This is a genomic window from uncultured Clostridium sp. (assembly GCF_947039605.1).
Lineage (GTDB): Bacteria > Bacillota > Clostridia > Clostridiales > Clostridiaceae > Sarcina.
The window spans coordinates 1-23,032 of sequence record NZ_CAMQZG010000046.1 but is presented as its reverse complement, the minus strand read 5'-3'; the positions used below and the strand labels follow the sequence as shown (position 1 = coordinate 23,032).

The window sequence follows — 23,032 nt, the reverse complement described above, 5'->3', positions numbered from 1 at the left end:
CACTATCTGAGGAACATAAGACCAAAGACTTCTATATGTATTATTGCCAGTTTATCTAGTTTTATACATAAAAAGTACAAAGGTTTTATAATGTTATATTTGATTTTAGTTTTGAGTTAATTTATTTTAGTATTATTTATTAGAATACTTGGTAGTTTAATTTAATTGTTTAGATTTATATAGCTCCTTAGATTTTTAATCTAGGGAGTTTTTGTTTTTCAAATTTAAATATAAACTTAAATATAAATAATTTTAAGTTTACATAATGTTAATAATAAAATTTTGAAAAACATCCCTTTGGTGCATATATAGTTTGTGAAAAGAAATTTTCAAAATTATAAATATTTTTAGAGGTTATAGCAAAGGGGAGTTTGATATGAATTATAAAGCAGAGTTTTCACAGAATGAAAAGAATATATTTAATACAGTAGAAAGAGATAATATGAGGTTATCAGCTATGTCTGTTTATGGAGTTATGATTAATAGTTTTGATTGTGGTGATGTTTGTACTTTATCTTATAAGCAAATTATTTTTAGGACTAAAAGAAAGTATAAGATGGTTTTATCAATGCTTAAAAGAAGAATTGAGTTACTTGAGAAGCTTGGTCTTATAAAAATTATAAGGAATCAATTATCTGTAAGTAAGCAAAAGTATTCTTATAAAGTTATAAGAAAGTCAGATAGTTTTGAACCGGTAGAGAATGGAAAAGAGAACCATAATGAGAATGAAAAGAAGAACGGAGCTGATAGACTTGAAAGTGTTGAAGACATTAGCTTTATAGACTATGAGAGTATACAGAAACCTAAACAAAAAGAGATTTTATATAATACTTATATAAAGGATTTAAGCATTGCAAAAGAAATTACAGTAAAATTATTTAAAGAACTTAAAATCAAAAAGGATATTATAAAAAATAGTGTTTTAAAAAGAGTAAGTGAGATTTATAAAACTATAAATGAAAAAGGTGCAGAAAAGTATATTAGTACAATTATTTTAAATACAGTAATGTACTTTGAAGTTTTATCAAGAAAATATAATGCAAAGCTTGTTATAAATAAAAGAGTGGGTAAAAGAAAATTTTCAAGCTTTGAGGGAAGAACAAGAACTAAGGAAGAGTATGAGGAGTTATATGATGATCCAGCTTTAGGATTTTGTTAAAAGTTAAATATTTACTTAGGGAGCAAAAGTATTTATAATTTATTTGATAATTATAGGTGATGATTTTGATAATATATAAATATGATATAATAAATAGTATAAAAATAGATAATAAAAGTTAAATTTAAGAAAGAAAAATTTAGGATTTAGTTAAACTAAAATAAGAAAAAATAGATTGGAGGATTTATTATGAGTGGAATATTAGATAAGTATGATGAATCAATTAACTTGACATATAATTATACATATAAAATCCTTATTCATTTAAAGAATATACAGGAAAATTATGAAAAATTAGAAGAGGCGGATGAAATCACATTAGAAGTTTATAGAGATTCTATTATAAAAAAATATGAAACTTTAGAAGACTTAACATGGAAACTTTTATCTAAAATTTTTAAAGCAGATGGACTTGAAATAAATAGTCCTAGAGGATGTTATAAACATGCATTTAAAGAGGGATTAATAGATGATATGATTATTTGGAATGATATTTTACTTGCAAGGAATTCAACTGCTCATATATATGATGAAGATGATTATGAAGAGATAAAAAATGCAATATTAGATAGATATGTAAAAGCAATAGAAAATCTTTTGAATAAAATTTCTATGGAGAAATTATAATATGTATGGAATAGAAAAAAAGTATATAAAAGCTTAATTTCATATTTTGAAAATAATGATTATATTGAAAAGGTTATTTTATTTGGTTCAAGAGCTAAAGGGAATTATAATTATAACTCTGATATAGATATTGCAATTTTATGTGATAAAGAATATAAAGGTTTAATAGCTAATGATTTAGATGAGGTTGTTGGAATTTATTCCTTAGACATTGTTTTTTTAGCAAGTATAAAGAATGATATAAAATTACAAGTTGATAAGTATGGAATAGAAATTTATAGACGTTTAGAAAAGTAATTGGGCAATAGTAACTATTATGTAGTGAATTTTTAATTATTTTTAAAGTCCATGTAATTAATTCAAATAGAAAGAAGTTATAGAAATACTGTAAAGTTAAACTAACGAGAAGATTTATAGTAAGGAGAATTTACATGGCAAAGGATAAAGTAGTAGGAATAATAGTTGCATTAGCAATTGCAGGAGGTCTTGCAGCAGGAGGGTATTATTATAATGATCATATAATAATAGCAAAAATTCAGCAAGATCAAGTTATACAAAGTAATACATTAGAAACAAGCCCAGCAAGCACTAAGAGTACAAAAACAGAGGTATCAACAGATAAAACAGAAACAGTATCACAACAAGATGTGATAAAAGAAGATGCAGCTAAAAAAGCAGAGGCGATTGAAGTTGCTAAAGAAAAAGCAGATGCAGCACAGGAAAAAGCAGATAAAGAAAAATTAGCACAGGTACAGAAACAAAAAGAAGAGGCTTTAGCAAAAGTTAAGGCAGATAAGGAAAAGGTAGCACAAGAAGCAGCGGCAGCAGTTAAAGCTAAAGAAGCTCAGGTGACAGCAAGTAAGGCAAAAGAAGAAGCTAAAACAGATATTAAACCTACTCCTAAGCCAGCAAAACCAGTGGTTGGACCTACTAATAATGAAATAGTTCCAAATGGAAATATTATTTATTCAGCAAAAAGCTATGCAGTTCCAGCAAATGAAGTAAATGAAATGGTAAATGGAAAATATCCAGGGAATGAAAAAGAAATATTCTTAACATTTGATGATGGCCCAAGTATCACAAATACACCTAAAGTTTTAAAGGTACTTAAAGAATATGGAGTTCATGCTACATTCTTTGTACTTGGTTCAGAACTTAAAACAAATGCAGATAAGAATATTATTAAAGATGAAATAATACAAGGTAATGCAGTAGCAGACCATTCATATAGTCATAGTTATAAAATACTATATCCTCATAATAGTGTTGATGTTTCAACATTTATGAAAGAGTTTAATGAAACAAATGATATTATGAGAAGTGTACTTGGTAAAAACTTTAATGCAAGAATAGTTAGAATGCCAGGTGGATATATGTCAAGAGTTTACTACCATGATAAACATCTTCCAGCACTAAATGCAGCTTTTAAAAAAGCTGGTATTACATCAGTAGATTGGAATGCAGAAACAGGAGATGCAACAGGCAAGTATTATACATCAAACCAGCTTGTGCAAAATGCAGGAAAAGAAACTAAGGGATATCACCATATTGTTCTTTTAATGCATGATATAAAGTCAAATACAGCAGCAGCACTTCCACAGCTTATACAATATTATAAGTCACGTGGTTATGAGTTCAAAGTTATATCAAATACAGGTATTAATTAATATAGGAAACCATAGAAATTTTATTAATTTCTATGGTTTTTTCTATTTTTATAGGATTTTCATACTAATATATAGGGATAAATACTCTATATATTAAAATTACAGATAAAATTCACCTTAATTTCAAATGAAGTCAATTGATAAATAATATTCTTGGTGTGATAATTAGTATGCTAGAGGATTATGTGGCAAAGTATAGGGGGAAGAACTATGAGGGATATAAGAAAAAATAAAATATATGGACAAGAGTTTGTAAAGATAAATGGAATTTTACAGTTTTTATATCACTCTGGGACAAATAATGATAACCCTGTGATGTTATTTATACATGGAGGCCCTGGTGTAAGTGAGTCGAGTTATGCATATTTGATGCAGGAGGAATGGGAGAAGGATTATACTGTTGTTCACTTTGATCAAAGAGGAACTGGTAAAACTCTTGTTGAAAATCCAAATAAGTATCCAAGCATGGATGATATTTTAGATGATACAAAGGAAATTGTAGAGTACATAAAAAGAAAATATAAAAAAGAGAAAGTTGTGATAGCAGGATATTCATGGGGGAGTGTTGTGGGAACTTTATTCACACAAAAATATCCAGATGATATTTTAGCATACATAGGGATTGGGCAAGTTATTGATATGATGGAGAATGAAAGGCTTTTATATAAAAAGCTTAAATATGATTTTGAGAAACTTGGAAAAAAAAGATATCTTAGAGCACTTAAAAAAATAGGTGAATATCCAGAAAAGTTATATTCAAAAACAATGAGAAGTAAGTATGATAAGGTTGAAAGGCTTCAAAGGAAATCTGCAATAGCAGATGGTAAGTCTTTATTTATGATAATTAGTTTTTTTAGAAGTCCATTGTTTAGATTAAAAGATTTAAAAAGCTTTATATTAAGTAGAAAGTCAAATGAGAAACTTATAGAGTTTCTCATGAAGTTTAATTTATACGATTATTCATTTGAATATAAAGTGCCAATATTTTATATTTTAGGAGAAAAAGATTGGCAGGTACCGAGTATGATAGCAAAAAAATATTTTAAGGAAATTAAAGCACCTCAAAAGGCGATTTATATAATAGAAAATGCAAAGCATAGACCAATGTTTGAGAATAAAGCTGCATTTGATAATGCACTAAAAGATATTAGTAGTGAGATAAAAGGTTTAAATTGAGAGATTTAGTTAGTTATATTTGGAAGAAAGTTTTTATTTAACAAGAGTTCAAAAAAAGTTCATTAACCATAAAGGCACTTTAATGCTTATACTGTGAGTAGGATGTATTTAATATTATAGAGAATACCTATAATATTAATGAGAGCACAGGGGGGATAAAGGTGAAAAGTAATTTAGAAACGAATGAGGTTTTAGTGAATGAAGAGGAGAATATTCTTGGGTCACAGAAGATATCAAAGCTTTTTATAAAATTTGTAGTACCATCAGTGATAGCAATGGTTATAACAGGGATGCAAACAGTGGTTGATGGTATATTTGTTGGGAATTTTGTAGGCTCAACTGCTATGGCAAGTATAAGTGTTGCAGGACCATTTTTACAGATGATATTTGGAGTTTCTATGCTTATGAGTATAGGAGGCCTTAGTTACATGGGAAGAAGTCTTGGTGAGGGTAAGATTAAACTTGCACAAGATATTTTTAAAACAACTACAATTGTATTAGGAATAATAGCATTTGTATTAGGTTTTATAGGATTCTTTTTCTCTAATCAAATAGGGAGATTTCTTGGGGCAAATGATGCACTAATAGGTGGAGTAGCTATGTATATAAAAGTTATATCTATATTTGCAATGCCAATGGGAATTGCATTTTTATTTGGATTTTCAGGTAGACTTATTGAGAAGCCAAATTTATATTTTATTGGGACAATTGCAAGTCTTGCAACTAATATAGTTTTAAACTATGTTCTTATAGCAAAACTTGGTTTTGGGATAGCAGGGGCAGCAGTTGCAACAGGGCTTTCTTATTCAGTAATTTTATTTGTAGTTATAGGGCCAATACTAAAAAAAGAAACTGTTTTAAATATATTCAGTGGTAAATTCAACAAAAAAACTATTTGGCCGGTTATGTATAATGGTTCATCAGAGGCCGTTGCATCAGTAGCTGCTGCTACATCAGCATTTTTATTTAATATGGCATTCATAAGAATTATAGGAGAGTCAGGAGTTGCAGCTTTTACAAGCATAAATTATGTTGCACAGTTTGGAAGTTTTATAGTTTTTGGAATAGCTGATGGAATAGCATCAATAGTAAGCTATAACTATGGAGCAAAAAAACTTGATAGGGTCAAAAAGATAATAATTTTTTCAGCTAAGATAGTTATTGGAATTGGAGTTATGACATTTGGAACATTATTTTTCTTTGGTGAAAATTTAGTTTCAATATTTGTAGCATCAGAAAAAGAAGTATTAGAAATAGCAGTTGCAGGGTCTAAAATATATGCATTTGCATTTTTACTAAATGGACTTAATATATTATGTTCTTCATATTTTACTTCTATAGGATATGCAAAAGAATCAATAATAATTGCAGGTTTAAGAGGACTTGTATTTATTACACTTGGTATAAGCATACTTCCAAGAATACTTGGTATAAATGGAGTATGGCTAACTATCCCACTTGCAGAAGTTATGACTGTGATAGTATGTATAATTCTTATTAAAAGATATTTAAAAAAATCAGGTGACTTTGCTAAAAGTTAAAAAGAAATAATATAGAAAATTAAATTATAAAACTGCTACAAGTAAATAAATTCTTGTAGCAGTTTTTTTATTATCAAAATTGAATTTACAAAATATTTATTGTGATTATTATAATAAATAAGTAACTGTATTTTCTCTTCTTTCCATAATTTTAGTAGTTTCATTTGCTTTATGACCTATAACAATTGCATAAGCAGGAGTAAAGTTTTCTGGAATATCAAACATCTTATAATACTGTGAACCTTTAACTTTATCTAGATTGAATAAATGTTTCATAAAGCTCATCCAACAAGAACCAAGTCCAAAAGATTCTGCTGCAAGCATTAAGTTTTCAGAGGCAACAGCACAATCTTTAATACTTGATTTATTTGATTTATCTGTTGATATAATAATAGCAACAGGTGCTTTATAGAAAGTATCATAATTATCATTGTTTGCTCTAGAAGTTAATTTTTTTAATTTAGCTTCATCAGTAACTTTTTCAGATGCATATTTTTTTATAGCATCCTTAGTATCTTTATTGAAAGTTTCTAATATTTCTTGATTTTGAATAACCGTAAAGTGCCATGATTGTTTATTTTTGCTACTAGGTGCATATAATCCAGCCTTAACTATTTCTTTTAGTATATTCTCATCAACTTTTTCAGATGTAAAGTTTCTTATACTACGTCTATTTATCATATTTTCTATTATCTTATTCATCTTTAATACTCCTTATCTTTTGTGAATTTTAGTGTATTTATATAGATATATTTTTAAAAAATTAAGTTAAAATTTAACTTAACAGATTAATCAAATTGTAGCAATATTGAATACTTTGGTCAATAGTTAAGCTTAAAGAAGCAAATATACAATTATATATAGAAAATATCACAAAATGGATATAAAAGGCTTTGTGAAAGTATGAATAAGGTGTAAACTAGAAACTATACAAATTTACTTTTAGATTAAAAGTAGAGAGGAGAAATACAAATGAAAAAGACACTATCGGCTATTCAATGGATGGCTTTTATAATACTTGGAAACGTTGTATATGCATTAGCTGTTGGACCTATGTTCCATATGACAGAGCCGCAAATTATGATGTTTCTTCAAAGAAGTATATTTATTCTTGGAGTAGGTGCAATTATTCAATTGTTTTTTGGACATAAACTTTATATAAGTGAGGTACCTTCAGGTCTGTGGTTTGGGGTATTTATAATTTATGCAGGGATTGGACAATCACTTTTTGGAAGTGATATTAATGCAATACGAGTTCTAACATTTTCAATGATAGCAACAGGAGTTGTTATTGCAGGTCTTAGTATTTGTGGGCTACTTGATAAAATGATGTTTCTTTTTAGTCCAAGAGTACTTGCAACATTTATGATACTGCTAGTTGCAGAGTTATCTAAAGATTTTATTGGAGGAATGATGGGGCTTGGATATTTAGGTCGTACTAAAATATCAATACCTATTTTAATTGTGAGTGTATTACTAGTTTTACTTGCATTATTCATTAGAAGATTTAAATCAATTTCAGCTGTATCATTTATAATTATTATAGTAGTAGGCTGGGGAGCGTATTATCTGCTTGGACTTACAACAACTATGCCAAAATTCCATGGATTTGTAAATCTGCCAAAACCATTTCCATTTGGATTACCAATGGTTAGTTGGTCAATGATTCCAACTATTATAATAGCTATGTTTATTTTACTAAGCACAATGCTTGCCTCAATGAATGTTATTAAAGAAGTTTTAGAGAGAGCAAATGAGAGAAAGTTTGAAACATCAGTAAAAAATGCAGGTGTAATGCTAGGGCTTGCTCAAGTTCTTGCAGGTGTGTTCTTTTCAATAGGAGCAGTTCCAGCAATATCAATAGTAGGATTTATAGAACAAACTAATTCAACTAAGAAAATACCATTCTTAATAGGTAATATTTTAGTTATAATAGTAAGTCTTATAACACCTATTATGGCTTTCTTTACAACACTTCCAACACCGGTTGCATATGCAGCTATATTTACTATATTTGCGAATATGTTTGGAGTTGCAGTAAAAGAACTTGATAAAATCAAAGACAAATCTAAAATTTACTTTAGTCTTGGAATTCCAATCTTTACAGGGATAGGAATTATGTTTATTCCAGGAGCAGCATTTTCAAATATGCCAACATATGCATCATCATTTTTAAGTAATGGTCTTGTAGTTGGGATAGCACTTGCTATAGTAATAGAAGTTTATGATTTGATTGGTAATAAACTTAAAGAGAAAAAATTAAATAGAGGTATATAGAAAAAAAGCAGATTCAGAGATTTAAACTGAATCTGCTTTTTCTATTAAATTAATCTACTCTAATGAGATATAAAAAGTTCTATAGTACTCTGGAGTTTTAAGAACTGATAGGATAAGTAAATCATCCTTAAACATATTATGTTCTCTTATTAAATATAATAAAAACTAGATTGAATTTAATTATAATTTAAAAATTAAGTTCTAAAGTTATTCAATAATTATAAGGTAAGTTTCTTTGACGGTTTTATCTGAATAAGTAGAGTCAGGAGTAGCAAAGTTAAAGATAATACTATTTTCTTTAATATAATTAGTTTGAGTTTGAGTTTCTAAAATATTGAATTCAGAGCCTAAATTTATTGGGAATTTTTCATTGTTTTTTAAATCATGCAAGTAAACAGAATTATCGGTAGAAGAAATATCTAAGTTGTAAGTATTATTAGGTGAAGGAATTTTAGTATCATTAATATCTAAAGATGAAGGGAGTTTTGAAGTATCAAAAGTTATAGAATTTAAAGAAGTTTCAGCCCCTTTATCAGTTTTTTTATCATAAATATATAAAACTTCACCTAAATCAATTACTACATATTCTTTATTCATATGAAATTCTATTTTAGAATGTCCTTTTAATTTATCTACTTCTAAAACAGTTTTAAATTCTTTAGTGTGCACATCATAAAGCTCGATATTCCCATAATATAAATCATTTATTTTAAGTGAATTCTTTGAAAATAAAATAGAAGAATCTGAAAAATCTAAGAGTGATAATACCCCGATTGCAATATTAGGTTTAGGAATAAAATAAGGTAATTTATATGCAATAGCTGTTTTGCCATCAGAAAAAGTAGCAACTTCAAGAGGGACATAGTTTTCTTTAGTAAATTCAGAATGTTTAGGTACAGTTTGAATATCAGTATTTTTATAAATAGGAGGTATTAAATTATCTATATCAGTACGTTTTGCAATGTTTGAACTTAAACTATAAAGTGTGTAAAGAATAAAAAGTACTGTGACTACTAGACAAGATAAAAAAAATGGCTGTTTTAAAATTTTTTTCATAAAGTTTCTCCTTTCTTTTATTCAACATTTATAAAATAAGTTCTATAAAAACCACTTTCAGTAATTTGAATACGTATAAGAATTCCATTAGCAAAAGTAGAGTCATAATTCTGAAATATGGATTTTGTGCTATCAATATACATCCCTAAATCAATTTTTGTAATTTCATCTGAGGGCATAGAGTGAATTTCTAGCTCAGAATTTATATCATTAAATTTAAACTTTAAATTATTAAGTATAGTGTTAAGGGTTGGATGGTCATCTTGAATTAGTACAAGCTCTTTAGTTTCTTTATCAAAAGCTGAATTTATAATATTATTATTTAAATCGGTAGTAGAGAAAATTAAAGACTTTTCAGTATTAAAGATTGAACCATTAAAGCTATCATCAATAAGTGGAATTATCGCACTCGTATTATTGCTATCTATAATAAATGTTTTCTCTGAAAAAGTATCTTGATCCGAAATTTCTATAAGAAAATAATTATCAATTTCTCCTGAAAAGTGCATCCTTTCACAAGATGGAAGTTTTATATTTGAATTCTTTTTAGTTGGAATATGATAAGAATATAGAAGGTTTTCATAAATATAAAAAATAGTATCTTTAATTAATATGGTATTATATCCAGAATTAATTGAAAAATCTTCATCAATGTTAGGTAAATATTTTCCGAGTTTATTTTGAACATCATAAATATAGATATAATCATTATTTTCTAAGATAAGATAATTATCACTTATTAGATGATTATTAAGATACTTAGCATTATTCATAATAGTTTCAAGTTCTCCAGTTTTAAAATCATAACTTCTAAGAGAATCACGAGCATATGATTCATTATTTATATTGTCTACAGTGAAGAGTACCTTTTTATTATAGATTGTAAGGATATCAACTGAATTTTCTGTAATAGCATCATGAGGAACTATCATAGGAAGCTCATATAAGTAAACCTTTCTGCCATCAGGGAGTGCTCCTATAGTTTTATTTAATATTGAAAAATCATTTGTATTAGAAGGAAAAGCTTGAAGTATAGCAGAAGTTTCATAATCTTGTGCATTTTTCAAAATTTCAGATTTAATTAGTGAAGTACCACCAATAAGAATAAAAATACTAATGATGCTAATAAGTTTTAAATTTGAAGTTATAGGATTTTTAAACTTAGTAATTTTAGTATCACTGATATTATTGTGAATTTGATCAGTATAAGAAACATCTGTATCTATAGATTGATTAATAGAAAAAGAGTCATAATTAGATGCTTCAACTTTATTTGAAGTTTCTTTAGGTTCTTCTTCAGTATAAGAATAATCATAGTTATAGTCTTTAGGCTCATAGTCATATATACAGTCATCATCACTAATAGATTCATTAATATCTTCTATGTTATTAGAATTTTTATTTAAATTATCATCATTATTTTCATGAAAAGTTTTCAATATATCATCTCCTTTGAATTTTCAATAATATAATAATACCATTATATGGGAATTTATGGTTAAGTAAATATAAAAAAATGGATATATATATAATAAAATGTTAATTAATATATAATATAAAGTATAAAAAAAGGGGGGATATTTAAATGAATGTTTTTAATGTACCAAAGGGTAAAAGAAAAAAACTAGAGAAGCTTATAAAAATTTGGAATAAAATCTAATTATCTAATTATGATTTCAGAGAATGAAGAGTGGAATGAGATTATAGAAGAATCATATGGTGGAAGTTTAAAAAAAATAACAAGAGTGTTTAGACAGAGGAATATATCCTAGTTGGGATGCTCATAATTTAGAAAGTGTGGCTTTATCAAAAAAGCTTGGATATCATTTTGATTATGAATATCCTGCTTACGAAGTCTGGATAGAGGATTAATAAGTAAAAATGTTAATCAATATTGAGTCATAGTAAATATGGCTCTTATTTTTTTGTGAATAATTAATACTAAATTATTAAATTTCTAATAAAAAGTATAAAATAAGTGAAAGTTTTTCTTATTTTTTTATTAAGAATTAAAAATTATCAAAAAAAAGGAATTTTTCATGATAGAATGATAATGCTATTAGATTGAAAAAGGAGATTTTTGATATGAGCGTGAAAAGAGGAATTACTAGTATTGCACTTTGTGGAGTTTTATTACTTGGGGGGACAGTTAGTGTACTAGCAGATGGAGCAAATGTGGTTACTTTAGGAACTGATTTAAGTGATGCGCAAAAGCAAACTGTTCTAAAATATTTTGGGGTAAATGAAAATGAAGTTGTTGTACTACAAGTAAACAATGAGGAAGAAAGAAAATATCTTGAAGGTGTTGCATCAGAGGCACAACTTGGGACAAGAACTTTCTCGTGTTCATATGTAGAGCCAACTCAAAAAGGTAGTGGAATTAAAGTTAAAACAGTAAATTTAACATATGTTACTTCTAATATGATAGCAAGTACACTTGCAACTTGTGGAATCACAGATGCGAATGTTATTGCAATGTCACCAATGCCAGTAAGTGGAACTGGTGCTTTGACAGGGGTTATGAAAGCGTTTGAGGATGCAACAGGTGAAAAACTTGATGAAGATAAAAAAGAAATAGCTTCAGAAGAACTTGTTGTCACAGGAGATATAGCTGGTGAGGTTGGGGCTGATAAAGCTACAGGGATAGTTAATGATATAAAAGTTGAAATAATAAAAGAGAATACAAAAGATACAGTTCAGATAGCTGAAACAATAGTTAATGTAACTAATAATTATGGAGTTACACTTACAGATCAGCAAAAAGCAGATTTAGAAGTTTTAATGAAAAAAGTTTCAGAGCAAGAATATGATTATTCACAAATAAAAGACACTTTAGAAGAAATTGGACAAGGTGTTGAGGATAAATTAGAGAAAATAGGTGAAGCAATAGACAAGGGAAGTTGGGAGAATATAAAAGATACAGTATCAGGGTGGTTTGAGAGTATTGGAGATTGGTTCAGTGGAATATTTAGTGATATTGAAAATGAACTTGGAATACTTGGAGAAACTAATGATGATTTACTTGGTGAGAATGTAGTGGTAGATGCAACCGAGGAAGAAGCTATAACACCTGAGATAGATGAAGAAGGTAGCAATGAGACTACACAGGAAAAAGGTTTCTTTGAAAAGATATGGGATTGGTTCACAGGATTATTTAGTAGTGATGATTCAGATACAAGTACAGAAACAGAATCTGAGGATGTAACAGATAAAGATAGTACTGAAATAGAAGAGCCAAGCACAGAAGATGGAAAAGATTCAGAAACTACTGATGAAGGAATAATTGGTGGAGGAGAAACTCCAACTGATAATACCGAGGGTGAAGATGCTCAAATAGAAGAGGAAAAAAATACTTCTGCTAATGAGGGAACAGGAACTCCAGAAGTAGAAACAGATTTAGATGCAGATAATACAACTGAAGAAGATACTTCACAAGAGAGTGCAGAAACTCCAAATGAAGATACTCAAAGTGAAGAGGATATTCAAAGCCAAGAAGACGAGTCAGAAATTCAAAATTAATATAAAAAAAGTAGATTTACATTTGTAAATCTGCTTTTTTTGATGTTTTGAGAATTATAATTATCTAGTTGTTTTCTAAGGTTTTAGTATGGATATATTTCTTTTAATATTTCTTTTTTTTATGGAAAAAAATGTATAATTATATTGAGGGGATAGCTGAAATGAAATTTGGTTGAAAAGAAAATTTGGGAGGCGTGGAAATTGAAAAAAAATCTCTTAATTAAGATTTTGATAGGTGCAGTTATGTTAGGACTACTTTGTGGTGTAGGTTATTTTTATAATGAGGCAAATAAGCCAGATATAAATATAAGAATAGGAACACCAAAAGGTGAAGGTATAATAGAGTATTCAGGGATAATTTTAGATAAGGATATAGTAAATTATATTCAGATGGGATTAATAATAGCAAATTCAGTTGAGAAAGAGGAAGTTAAGGATATTGTAAGTAAACTTCCAAGTGCAACTATAACAACAGATGATACTGATGAAGGGGTAAGATACCTTGAAATTGAATGTTGGATAGATAAAAATGATGTAATATTTAAGGTTCAGAATGAGTATAGAAGAACTGTTGGAGATTGGGGCGAGCATATTAAGGGTTATATAAATACTGAATTTGAATAAGCTTATTCTAAGGTGAAAATCAAGAGGATAATTTATAAATATACGTAGAGTAAAGAGACATTAGATAATTGTGTAAATAGTGATATTAGTATTTATAAAAAAATGATGAGAATTGATACAATAATGTGATAACAAGACCACGACAATATGGAAAAACTACAACACTATCACAGCTTTATAAAAATATAAAAGATAAGTATAAGATTATTAAAATAAGCTTTGAAGGTGTAGGGCTTAGAAGTTTTGAGAGTGAAGAAACTTTTTGTTTGATAATAACTGAAATGTTTAAAAAGCAATTTAAGAAAGATAAAAAAATTTTAGAGAAGATTTCAAGGGTTAAAACAATGTTAGAACTTGGATATTTAATATCAGAAATAACAGAAGAAGATGAAATGATATTGATGATTGATGAAGCAGATAAAGCTGCTAATAATGAAGTTTTTATAGAGTTTTTAGGGATGTTAAGAGCACTTTATCTAGAGCGAGAAGAAGAACTTACAACTACTTTTAAAAGTGTTATTTTAGCTGGTGTTTATGATGTTAGAGGAATATGCTAACGACAATAATCTAAGTATGAATATAGAAGGATTAAGTAATGAAATATATAAATTTACAAGTGGATATCCTTTTTTAGTTTCGAGGCTATGTCAGTTAGTTGATGAGGACATAATAGGAAATAGAAATGAAAAGTGGATTGAGTACCATATTCAAAAGGCTACTAAGAAGCTTATAAATGAGAAAAATATGCTCTTTGATGACCTTATTAAAAATTTAGAAAATGATAAGGAATTATATAAGGTTATTTATAATATTTTAGTATTATATATTAGTCAGGTGTACAATATAAATAATCCTACAATTGAGATGGGAACTATGTTTGGGTATTTAGTGGCTGATAGTGAGAATACTGTTATAGTTTCAAATCAAATTTTAAAAGAGGTTATCTATAATTATATGATTTCAAGAACTGATACGACTGAGATGAATTCATATAATTTTAAGAGTAATTTTATAAATGAAGATAATAGTTTGGATATGGAAAGAGTATTATTAAAATTTCAACAGTTTATGAAAGAAAATTATAGTAGTAGAGATACTGAGTTTTTAGAAAGACATGGGATTTTGTTGTTTTTAGCATTTATTAAGCCAATTATTAATGGAGTTGGATTTGATTATAAGGAAGTTCAAATATCAGAAGAGAGAAGATTAGATATAGTAATTTCTTATAATCATTATAAATATGTCATTGAAACAAAAATATGGCATGGTGAAATTGCGCATATAAAAGGATTAAATCAACTTAAAAATTATCTTGATATTGAAGGGCTTAGCAAAGGGTATTTATTAATATTTAATTTTAATAAAAATAAGGAATATTCTAAAAATGAATATGCTTTTGAGGAAAAAGAGATATTTGAAGTTTGTGTTTAAAGAGGAATAGTAGATTAGGATAGGCTAAAAAGTCTATCTTTTTTTTATTTAAATAATTAAATTAAAGAAATAAAAAATAAACCTATAAAGGTTTACTATTAGAAGTGCGATAAATGTAATATACAAAGGAAGGTGAGGTTGTGAAATGGGGAAATTTAATTTTAAAAATGAAAGCGTAAAAGGAAAAATTATAAAGAGTTTTTTACCTTTTATAGCGATTATAATGCTAGTATCAAGTTTTGTTTATTACAGTATTTCTAAAAATGCACTTATTGCTAATACTGAGAGCTTTTTAAATTCAACTGCAAAAAATGCAGCTACAGCTCTTAATGAGAGTATTATGGGTGATTTAAAAGTTTTAATGACTATTGCACAGATGGATGTTATAGCTTCAAATGAAACAACTTTTAAAGAAAAAAAAGTTGTTTTAGATCATTTTTTAAAGGTTGAAGGTTATAAAAGAATAGGTATTGCAGATTTAGCAGGAAACTTTGTACCGACAGCGGGAGAGGGGTTTAATATAGCTAATGATGAGTATTTTAAAAACTCTTTAAAAGGGATATCAGTTCCTTGTGAACCTGGGATGACAGATGGTACATATGAATTTGGGTTATCAGTTCCGATAAAGGATAGAATAACAGGGAAGATTATAGGAGTCCTTATATCTGTTAAGGATGGGAGTCATCTTCAAAATATAGTAGCAGATTTAGAAAAGCAAGTTTCAATGAAAGCACATATTGTAAATGCTTATGGAACAATCGTAGTTGCATCTAATGGAGATGATATATTTAGACAGGTTAAAAATCCATATGTTCAAGAAAAAACAGATGCGCTTGATAAATCATATAGTACACAAAAAGCAAGTAAAGAAGATTATATAATTAGTGATAAAGATCAATTTGTTGCTGCAAATACACTTGAATCAGGGCAATGGAATCTTGTTTTAGATGCGGATAAAGATGAACTTTTATCAGGGCTAAAAGGTATGAGAATTATAACACTTATAAGTATCTTAACTACAATGATATTATCAGTTCTTGTTATAGCAAATAGAGCAAGTAGAATTACAAAACCACTAAGTTCAGTAGTTGATGCTTTAGATTCAATGGCACATAATGATTTAAGACATGAAATTCCAATAGAATATATTCAAAGTAATGATGAAGTTGGACAATTATCAAAATCAATAATAACAACACAGGATGCTATTGCAAATATGGTTGGAAATCTTAAAGGAACAGCTATAACAATAGATTCAGAGGCCGTTGTTCTAAATGATATGTCAGAAGAGTTTAAAAAGACTACAACTAATATTTCATATTCAATAGAAGAAATTGCAGTTGGAGTATCAAGTCAAAGTAGTGATATATCTGATATATTAGATAACTTAAATGGATTTAAAGGTATTTTAAATGTTACTACAAATGAGATTAACAATATTTCAGTTTCAGTGAATGAAATGAATAATAAGGCTCAAAATAGTAATAAAGATATGAATGTATTCCTTAGTTCATTAGATAATCTTAGTAATAATTTCACTATGTTAAAAGACAACATAACAGATGTTAAAGATAGTATAATGACAGTAAACGAAATTACAGATCTTATAAATAGCGTTGCAGAACAAATAAATCTTTTATCACTTAATGCCTCAATAGAAGCGGCAAGAGCTGGTGAATCAGGAAGAGGATTTGCAGTTGTAGCACAAGAGATTAAAAGATTATCAGAACAGACAAATGATGCTTCAAGAAAAATATCAACACTTATAAGTGATGTTATAGTAAAAAGTGAAGGTATGGCAAAGAGTACAACAGAAGTTAATAATACTCTTGAAAATGAAAGAAAAACTGTTATAAACAGTATAGAAGCATTAAAAGAAATATCAACAGCTATTGTTAATATCTCACCAAAAATAAATGAGATTAATAAAAATTCAAGTCAGATAACACAGGCTAGTGATTCTATTATAGGAAAGATAAATAACTTCTCAGAAATATCAATGACAGTAGCTGCAAGCAGTGAAGAAATTGCAGCTGCGGCGAATGAAATGAATACTGCATCAGAGAAGATTGCATCTACATCAGAGAATTTAAAAACAAGTACAAGTAGTATGGTAGATGAGTTTAGTAAATTTAAAATGTAAGTTAAAATAGCTACTATAAATAATTATATTTATAGTAGCTATTTTATTAATTTAAATTATAATGATTTTATTCTTCTTTTGGTGGTATAGGTTTTTTCTTTGTTTTAAGAAGAGGTTTTTCACTTTTTAGTGCCTTTATAAATGAGGCAAACATTAATATTAGTATAATACTAAAGGGAAGTGCTGTTAGGATAGACATGGTTTGTAGACCTTTGAGTCCGCCACTCATAAGTAGAGATACTGCTATCAATGATTCAAGAATACCCCAAATTATTTTTGTTGAAACTTTAGGATTAACATTTCCATTAGAACTAAACATTCCAAGTACATATGTAGCAGAATCTGCTGATGAAACAAAGAAAGTCATAATTAAAATTATACATATAACACTAAGAATTGTACCAAGAGGCAAACTTCGAAGGGTTACAAATAAGGTCGAAGAAATATTATTTTTTACAAGGTTAGTTAAATCAAGGCTAGTATTCATTTGAAGATTTAAGGCTGTTCCTCCAAATACTGAGAACCAGAAGAAACTAAAAATTGTTGGTACAAGTAAAACTCCAAGAACAAATTCTCTAATAGTTCTACCTTTTGAAATTGTAGCAATAAATACTCCAACAAATGGTGACCAAGCAATCCACCAAGCCCAGTAAAATAGTGTCCAGTTAGCAATCCAACTAGAGTTGTTAAAAGGTCTAAGTCTTAAACTGAGTGAAATAATATTTTGGAAATATTGACCAAGGGTATTTGTAAATAGTTCAAGTATTTTAGCAGTTGGTCCAAGAATGAATACAAATACTAAAAGAAGAACTGCAATTGCAATATTTGCATTACTTAAAATCTTAATACCTTTTTCAAGCCCTGTTGAGGAGGATATTAAAAATAGTACAGTTGCAACTGCTATAATTATTATTTGAACAAAAGTAGTTATTGGCACCCCAAAAACATTATTAAGGCCTCCGTTAATTTGCAATGCTCCAAGTCCAAGGGAGGTTGCAACACCAAAGGCTGTAGCTATTATTGTAAGAATATCCACAATTAAAACAATTATCTTTTTTAGTGGAAAGTTTTCTTTAAATAATGGAGTAATTGTTTCACTAACTAAAAGCTTTTTGCCTTTTCTAAATTTAAAATAAGCTATAACAAGTCCAACAAAGGAGTATATAGCCCAAGCATGTAAGCCCCAGTGAAAGAAACAATACATCATTCCCGTATTTGCAGCTTGTGTTGTCATTGGTTCAATTCCAAGTGGGGGGAAAACATAGTGATCTAGAGGTTCTGCAACACCCCAAAATATAATTCCAATTCCCATTCCAGCACTAAAAAGCATAGAAAACCAAGTTATATTATTAAACTTTGGTTTATCAGTATCTTTTCCAAGTTTTAATTTTCCATATTTGCTCATTGCAAGCCAAATTATAAAAATTAAAATAGTAAATGTTATTATGAGAAATAGCCACCCAAACTTTGAAGTTGTAAAATGCAAAGCAGATGTGGCAAGGTAACTTAAAGTATTTGATGATATAAGTCCCCATAAAACAAATATTCCAATAAAAATTATAGATATGTAAAATACCAATTTGAACACCTCATTTATTTTTTATTATTTTTACATAGTGTTAGTTTCTCTTAAAGCAATATAATTATTCATTTAGAGAAAATATGTAAAAAAAATAATTTGTTACCAAGCATAAGAGTATTTACATAGATAAAAAGCCCTAGAGTATTGCAAACTCTAGGGCTTTGTTGATATTAATCTATTAAGTTTATAATTCTTCTGAAACTACAATTGCTTTAGCTTCTAGTTCTTTTAAGCGAGTTGCATTAGTTATTTCTTCTTTAAATCTTTTCTCTATAAGGAAGATTATAAATACAACTATTCCACCAACTATAGTAAATCCTATTCTATATTTATCAAGATAATATGGAGAATATTGTTTTGAAAACATAGTGTGAAGTGATAATGTGAAATAAGTTATTAGTACAGCATTATTTTGATAGCCCATAGGGAAAAATGCAAAGTAAAGTGATAATGCAGCTAATAGATATGTGATAATTTCATAAGGTATAAATTTATTTAGTATAGTGAAAACTATAGCTCCAATAATAGTACCAATTATACGATCTATTATTTTTCTACCACTTGTATCTTGATCAGGGACAAGCATAACGACTATAGAAACTAATACCCAAATACTTTCATTTGTGCTGTAATATTGCATATAAAATATAGCTCCAGTAACAGCTATTGCTGTAAGTATAGAATATCTTAACTTAAACATAGAAAATTCAATATCTCTATCTACGGCTTCAATAAAGTTTTTAAAACTAGAAGCAGTAGTTAAGAAGTTACCGTTAAATAAGTTATTATCCTTAAAGTGAGAATCTCTATGGAAGAAATAATACACTAATACTGCAAGTAGTGTTGATAAAAATAATATTTTAAATACGTTATTATACTGTGCATGTCCTATATTTAAATGTACCAATATGATATATGTCATCAAGAAGCCACTTGTTCTTGATGCTTTACCATTATGAGTAAATATATAGTAGATTATGAATACTGTGATAAGTGAAATTATTATAAGTCCAATATAGTTATAGTTTGAATAATAAGCAGCAACACCAACAAGTAATTGCATTACTATAACTTTTATAGCTTCGACTATAAATCTATCATTATAATTTTTATCGAATGAAGAAAGTGTTATTATAGAACAACAAAGTCCAAGAATAGCACCAAGAGTACCTTTATAAAGATACATAGCACCTATATTTATTATCATTGCAAAAAATAGTTTAAATGCAAATCTATATTTCCATCCAAAATCTTTATCCTTAAAAAGTATCACAATAGACATAAGGATTACAGGGATTATGGCAAGTAAAATCATATTATTATTAATCATAAAAAAGACCTCCTAAGTTAATTTTTTCTGCCTTATAAATATTATTATAAAGCATGTAGTAACTACGAGGTCAAATATTTTAATTATTTAATTTTATTAGTATTTCTACAAAGTAAAGTTCATCAACAGGAACGTATGATAATTTACTTAAAAAAGCATTAGAAGCATCTAAAGAGTAGAAATCCATTATATCTTTTATATAAGACTTTATTTCTGGAATAGTCCCAAGAAATTTTTCTTTAAGAAGATTACCTTCAAAACTACGTGTTTCATAGGTAATATTATCAGTAAGATATTTTAAAAACTTCTCATCAGAAGTATCTCTTTCAACAAAAATATGTTCACTATCATAAAATATATTATGGTTTTTAAAACTAACATTAATATAAACATTTTCACGCTCATTAACATCAACAAAACCTTTATTTTTAATAATAGCAGTCAGAACATCATTTAACTTAAAAATATAAAAATTCTTTTTAAGATTTATTTTATTTATTTTTTCAAAATCAAAGTTATTTTTAAAGCTTGTCATTTCTTTTAGAAGCATTTTGCTTTTTTTCATAAGTTTTTCAATTTCATTTAAATGTGCCTTTCTTCTTTTAATCTCAGCAAGTTCTTTATTTATAAAATCCTCATAAGAATCTAAAGTCCATTCATTTTGTAAATTCTTGATATCTGCAATAGAAATATCAAGATATCTTGACCTTAAAATAGAGGATAATAAAAATACATGTTCTAGTCCGTAAATTGAATACCCATTATGAGGGTTTATATCAGGTTTTAAAAGTCCTATATCGGCATAGTATCTTAAAGTTTCAGCATTTATATTAAATAATTTGCTAAGCTGTCCCCTTGTAAATTCTTTAAACATTTAATCAGTCCTTTATCTTTAGTTATAATATTATTATACTTTATAAAATTTAAAAATCATAAAATAAAAAAGTAGCTTAGAATAAATTTATTCTAGGCTACTTTTGTTATATAAATAGTATATGAAGTGCTGTAAAAATTACAAATCCAAACATTAAATATTTATGTGTTTTAATATTTTTATTAAACATTCTTGTTATTCCAGAGAGTGTAATTATAAGTAGAAATACTGCTGCAATAAGTCCAAAGATATATCCTACGCTCCAAATCCAACCCATATGAAAGGCTAGATATACATGATAGCCTATTACGGATGTTCCAAGTATAGATAGTGGTATATGAATTTTTTGCATAAGTTTTGCAAACCACATAAAAATAGATTTTGCGGTATCTAAGTATTTACTAATTAGGTATTTTTCTTTTATTTTAGTTGGGATAGTTATTTTTACTTTTGATAATAAGGTATCTATTTTTGTGATACCTCTTGGTGTTGAGTATTTCATAAGTAATCTAAATACAAAAAGTGCTATTTGAATAATGAATATAAATATTCCATAGAAGCCTACATTTTTAGTAAGCTCATGAAGCCCTCTATGGTCTAATCCACTTAGAATTGTATGATTAAGTGTTAAAAAAATTAATATTATTGCAATTATTGGTAAAGGTAAAAATATGAAAAATGTTTTTATTCTTTTTTTTATCATTGAATTTAATTTCAAAATTATCACATCCTAAAAATTTATAATTTTCTTTAATCTAAGTATATAGAAAGTAAATAGCAGTATAATTGCAGTTAAATTAAAAAATTTTCATTTAAGGTTTAAATAAAAAATAGGTAGTATAATATAAGTGTTAAACAAAAGAAAAAAATTATGTATTTAGGAGAGGAAAATGGAAAAAGTACTTATAATTGAAGATGAAAAAAACATAGTAAAGTTTTTAGAATTGGAATTAAAATATGAAGGGTATGATGTTACATCTAGAATTGATGGTAGAGAGGGGCTAGAAGAAGCTTTAAGAAATGATTTTGACCTTATAATACTAGACATTATGCTACCAAGTATGGATGGATTAGAGGTTTGTAGAAATTTAAAGCTTAAAAAAGATACACCGGTGATTATGTTAACAGCAAGGGGAGAAATTACAGATAAAGTAGAGGGGCTTCAAATAGGTGCAGAAGATTATATGGTTAAGCCTTTTGCTATTGAAGAATTGCTTGCAAGGATGCAGGTGATATTTAGACGAAATAAAAATAATAATTCAAAGCTAAGTTTAAAAGATATTATAATAGATAAAACTAATAGAACTGTCAATAAAGGTGAGGAAATAATTGCACTTACAAATAAGGAATTTGAACTTCTTATATGTCTTTTTGAAAGTAAGAATATAGTTGTTTCTAGGGAGAAAATTCTTGAGAAAATATGGGGATATGAACATGAAGTTGAAACTAATGTGGTTGATGTGTACATAAGACATTTAAGAAATAAGCTAGATACAGATGAAAAGGAGAAATATATCCAAACAATTAGAAATCATGGATATATTATAAAAAGCTAATGAGATATTTTAAGAAAAGGAAGAAATCAGTCTTTTTTAAAATATCTTTAGTAATAACGGGAGTATTTTTAATAATATTAGCATTATATACAACAGCACAAGTAGTAAGTATAAGTATTTTAGCTGATAAGCAAGATAAAATTACTTTAGAGAGAACATATGCCGATATGAAAATGGATTCAAAGGTTATAGGTCATTTTACTGATAATAGCCAGTTTTATAATTATGTTTATAATCTTGCAAGGGATAATGATGGAAGAAGTTATAGAATAATTTATGAGGGAAAAGTTCAATATGAAACAGAGTTTAAGCATTGGGATAGAATACCTATTAAGCCTAATAATACAGAGCAAATTAAAAAATATAGAATAAAAGGTTCTGATTATATGACTTTAACAGGAACTATAAATATTTTAGATAAGATCGGAAGAGCGTCGTGTAGGGAAAGAGTGTCTTCGCCTGTGTAGATC

General features: G+C 27.6%; 20 protein-coding genes and 1 pseudogene. 14 read left to right on the top strand and 7 right to left on the bottom strand.

The features are described 5' to 3' along the window. Positions 1–376 precede the first annotated feature (376 nt). The 6 genes from Q0V24_RS14045 to Q0V24_RS14020 all read left to right on the top strand — a co-directional run bounded on the left by Q0V24_RS14045 (position 377) and on the right by Q0V24_RS14020 (position 6,170). On the top strand, positions 377–1,159 hold the full coding sequence (locus Q0V24_RS14045) for a hypothetical protein (protein WP_297522417.1): 783 nt from the start codon (positions 377–379) through the stop codon (positions 1,157–1,159). 189 nt (positions 1,160–1,348) lie between these two features. Then, on the top strand, positions 1,349–1,786 hold the full coding sequence (locus Q0V24_RS14040; protein WP_297522416.1) for an HI0074 family nucleotidyltransferase substrate-binding subunit: 438 nt from the start codon (positions 1,349–1,351) through the stop codon (positions 1,784–1,786). A 36-nt stretch (positions 1,787–1,822) separates the two neighbouring features. Beyond that, positions 1,823–2,083: a nucleotidyltransferase domain-containing protein gene (locus Q0V24_RS14035; RefSeq protein WP_297522418.1), complete on the top strand. Its 261-nt coding sequence runs from the start codon at positions 1,823–1,825 to the stop codon at positions 2,081–2,083. A gap of 134 nt (positions 2,084–2,217) precedes the next feature. Then, complete coding sequence (locus Q0V24_RS14030) at positions 2,218–3,453, top strand: polysaccharide deacetylase family protein (RefSeq protein ID WP_297522415.1); 1,236 nt, start codon at positions 2,218–2,220, stop codon at positions 3,451–3,453. Positions 3,454–3,663: 210 nt separating this feature from the next. Further along, positions 3,664–4,629: an alpha/beta hydrolase gene (locus Q0V24_RS14025; RefSeq protein WP_297522414.1), complete on the top strand. Its 966-nt coding sequence runs from the start codon at positions 3,664–3,666 to the stop codon at positions 4,627–4,629. A 161-nt stretch (positions 4,630–4,790) separates the two neighbouring features. Continuing rightward, on the top strand, positions 4,791–6,170 hold the full coding sequence (locus Q0V24_RS14020) for an MATE family efflux transporter (protein WP_297522413.1): 1,380 nt from the start codon (positions 4,791–4,793) through the stop codon (positions 6,168–6,170). A gap of 108 nt (positions 6,171–6,278) precedes the next feature. On the opposite strand, the gene Q0V24_RS14015 is transcribed toward Q0V24_RS14020, so the two are convergent. After that, positions 6,279–6,872, bottom strand: coding sequence for a nitroreductase family protein (locus Q0V24_RS14015; RefSeq protein ID WP_297522412.1), 594 nt, complete (start codon positions 6,870–6,872; stop codon positions 6,279–6,281). A gap of 270 nt (positions 6,873–7,142) precedes the next feature. On the opposite strand from Q0V24_RS14015, the gene Q0V24_RS14010 reads away from it, so the two are divergent. Continuing rightward, a complete protein-coding gene (locus Q0V24_RS14010; RefSeq protein WP_297522411.1) occupies positions 7,143–8,447 on the top strand; it encodes a purine/pyrimidine permease in 1,305 nt (434 codons plus the stop codon). 207 nt (positions 8,448–8,654) lie between these two features. Here the strand turns inward: Q0V24_RS14010 and Q0V24_RS14005 are convergent, their stop codons facing one another. Both Q0V24_RS14005 and Q0V24_RS14000 read right to left on the bottom strand, forming a co-directional pair. Continuing rightward, entirely contained in the window at positions 8,655–9,503 is an 849-nt protein-coding gene (locus Q0V24_RS14005; RefSeq protein WP_297522410.1) for a hypothetical protein, read from the bottom strand. Positions 9,504–9,520: 17 nt separating this feature from the next. Beyond that, positions 9,521–10,942, bottom strand: a complete 1,422-nt coding sequence (locus tag Q0V24_RS14000; RefSeq protein ID WP_297522409.1) for a hypothetical protein — start codon at positions 10,940–10,942, stop codon at positions 9,521–9,523. Positions 10,943–11,246: 304 nt separating this feature from the next. Here Q0V24_RS14000 and Q0V24_RS13995 point away from each other — a divergent pair. From Q0V24_RS13995 to Q0V24_RS13970, 6 genes and pseudogenes are all read left to right on the top strand, one after another. Beyond that, positions 11,247–11,375 (top strand): annotated as a pseudogene (locus Q0V24_RS13995) (GNAT family N-acetyltransferase); the annotation flags it as partial. 213 nt (positions 11,376–11,588) lie between these two features. Continuing rightward, on the top strand, positions 11,589–13,022 hold the full coding sequence (locus Q0V24_RS13990; RefSeq protein ID WP_297522408.1) for a DUF1002 domain-containing protein: 1,434 nt from the start codon (positions 11,589–11,591) through the stop codon (positions 13,020–13,022). A 201-nt stretch (positions 13,023–13,223) separates the two neighbouring features. Continuing rightward, complete coding sequence (locus Q0V24_RS13985; protein WP_297522407.1) at positions 13,224–13,646, top strand: hypothetical protein; 423 nt, start codon at positions 13,224–13,226, stop codon at positions 13,644–13,646. Positions 13,647–13,771: 125 nt separating this feature from the next. Then, the gene (locus tag Q0V24_RS13980) at positions 13,772–14,203 is read left to right on the top strand and encodes an AAA-like domain-containing protein (RefSeq protein ID WP_297522406.1); all 432 of its coding nucleotides are present in this window, start codon (positions 13,772–13,774) and stop codon (positions 14,201–14,203) included. A 16-nt stretch (positions 14,204–14,219) separates the two neighbouring features. Beyond that, complete coding sequence (locus Q0V24_RS13975) at positions 14,220–15,077, top strand: GxxExxY protein (protein ID WP_297522405.1); 858 nt, start codon at positions 14,220–14,222, stop codon at positions 15,075–15,077. 145 nt (positions 15,078–15,222) lie between these two features. Continuing rightward, positions 15,223–17,220: a methyl-accepting chemotaxis protein gene (locus Q0V24_RS13970; RefSeq protein WP_297522404.1), complete on the top strand. Its 1,998-nt coding sequence runs from the start codon at positions 15,223–15,225 to the stop codon at positions 17,218–17,220. Between the two features lie 67 nt (positions 17,221–17,287). Here Q0V24_RS13970 and Q0V24_RS13965 read toward each other — a convergent pair whose 3' ends face one another. The 4 genes from Q0V24_RS13965 to Q0V24_RS13950 form a co-directional block, all read right to left on the bottom strand. Then, positions 17,288–18,799, bottom strand: a complete 1,512-nt coding sequence (locus Q0V24_RS13965) for a BCCT family transporter (RefSeq protein ID WP_297522403.1) — start codon at positions 18,797–18,799, stop codon at positions 17,288–17,290. 187 nt (positions 18,800–18,986) lie between these two features. Then, entirely contained in the window at positions 18,987–20,132 is a 1,146-nt protein-coding gene (locus Q0V24_RS13960) for an FUSC family protein (RefSeq protein WP_297522402.1), read from the bottom strand. Between the two features lie 79 nt (positions 20,133–20,211). After that, the gene (locus tag Q0V24_RS13955; RefSeq protein ID WP_297522401.1) at positions 20,212–21,006 is read right to left on the bottom strand and encodes a MerR family transcriptional regulator; all 795 of its coding nucleotides are present in this window, start codon (positions 21,004–21,006) and stop codon (positions 20,212–20,214) included. A gap of 106 nt (positions 21,007–21,112) precedes the next feature. Continuing rightward, complete coding sequence (locus Q0V24_RS13950; RefSeq protein WP_297522400.1) at positions 21,113–21,724, bottom strand: hypothetical protein; 612 nt, start codon at positions 21,722–21,724, stop codon at positions 21,113–21,115. Between the two features lie 172 nt (positions 21,725–21,896). Here Q0V24_RS13950 and Q0V24_RS13945 point away from each other — a divergent pair, with 172 nt between their 5' ends. Continuing rightward, positions 21,897–22,562 (top strand): response regulator transcription factor, encoded by a 666-nt coding sequence (locus Q0V24_RS13945; protein ID WP_297522399.1) that lies wholly within the window; start codon positions 21,897–21,899, stop codon positions 22,560–22,562. The last annotated feature ends 470 nt before the right edge of the window (positions 22,563–23,032 follow it).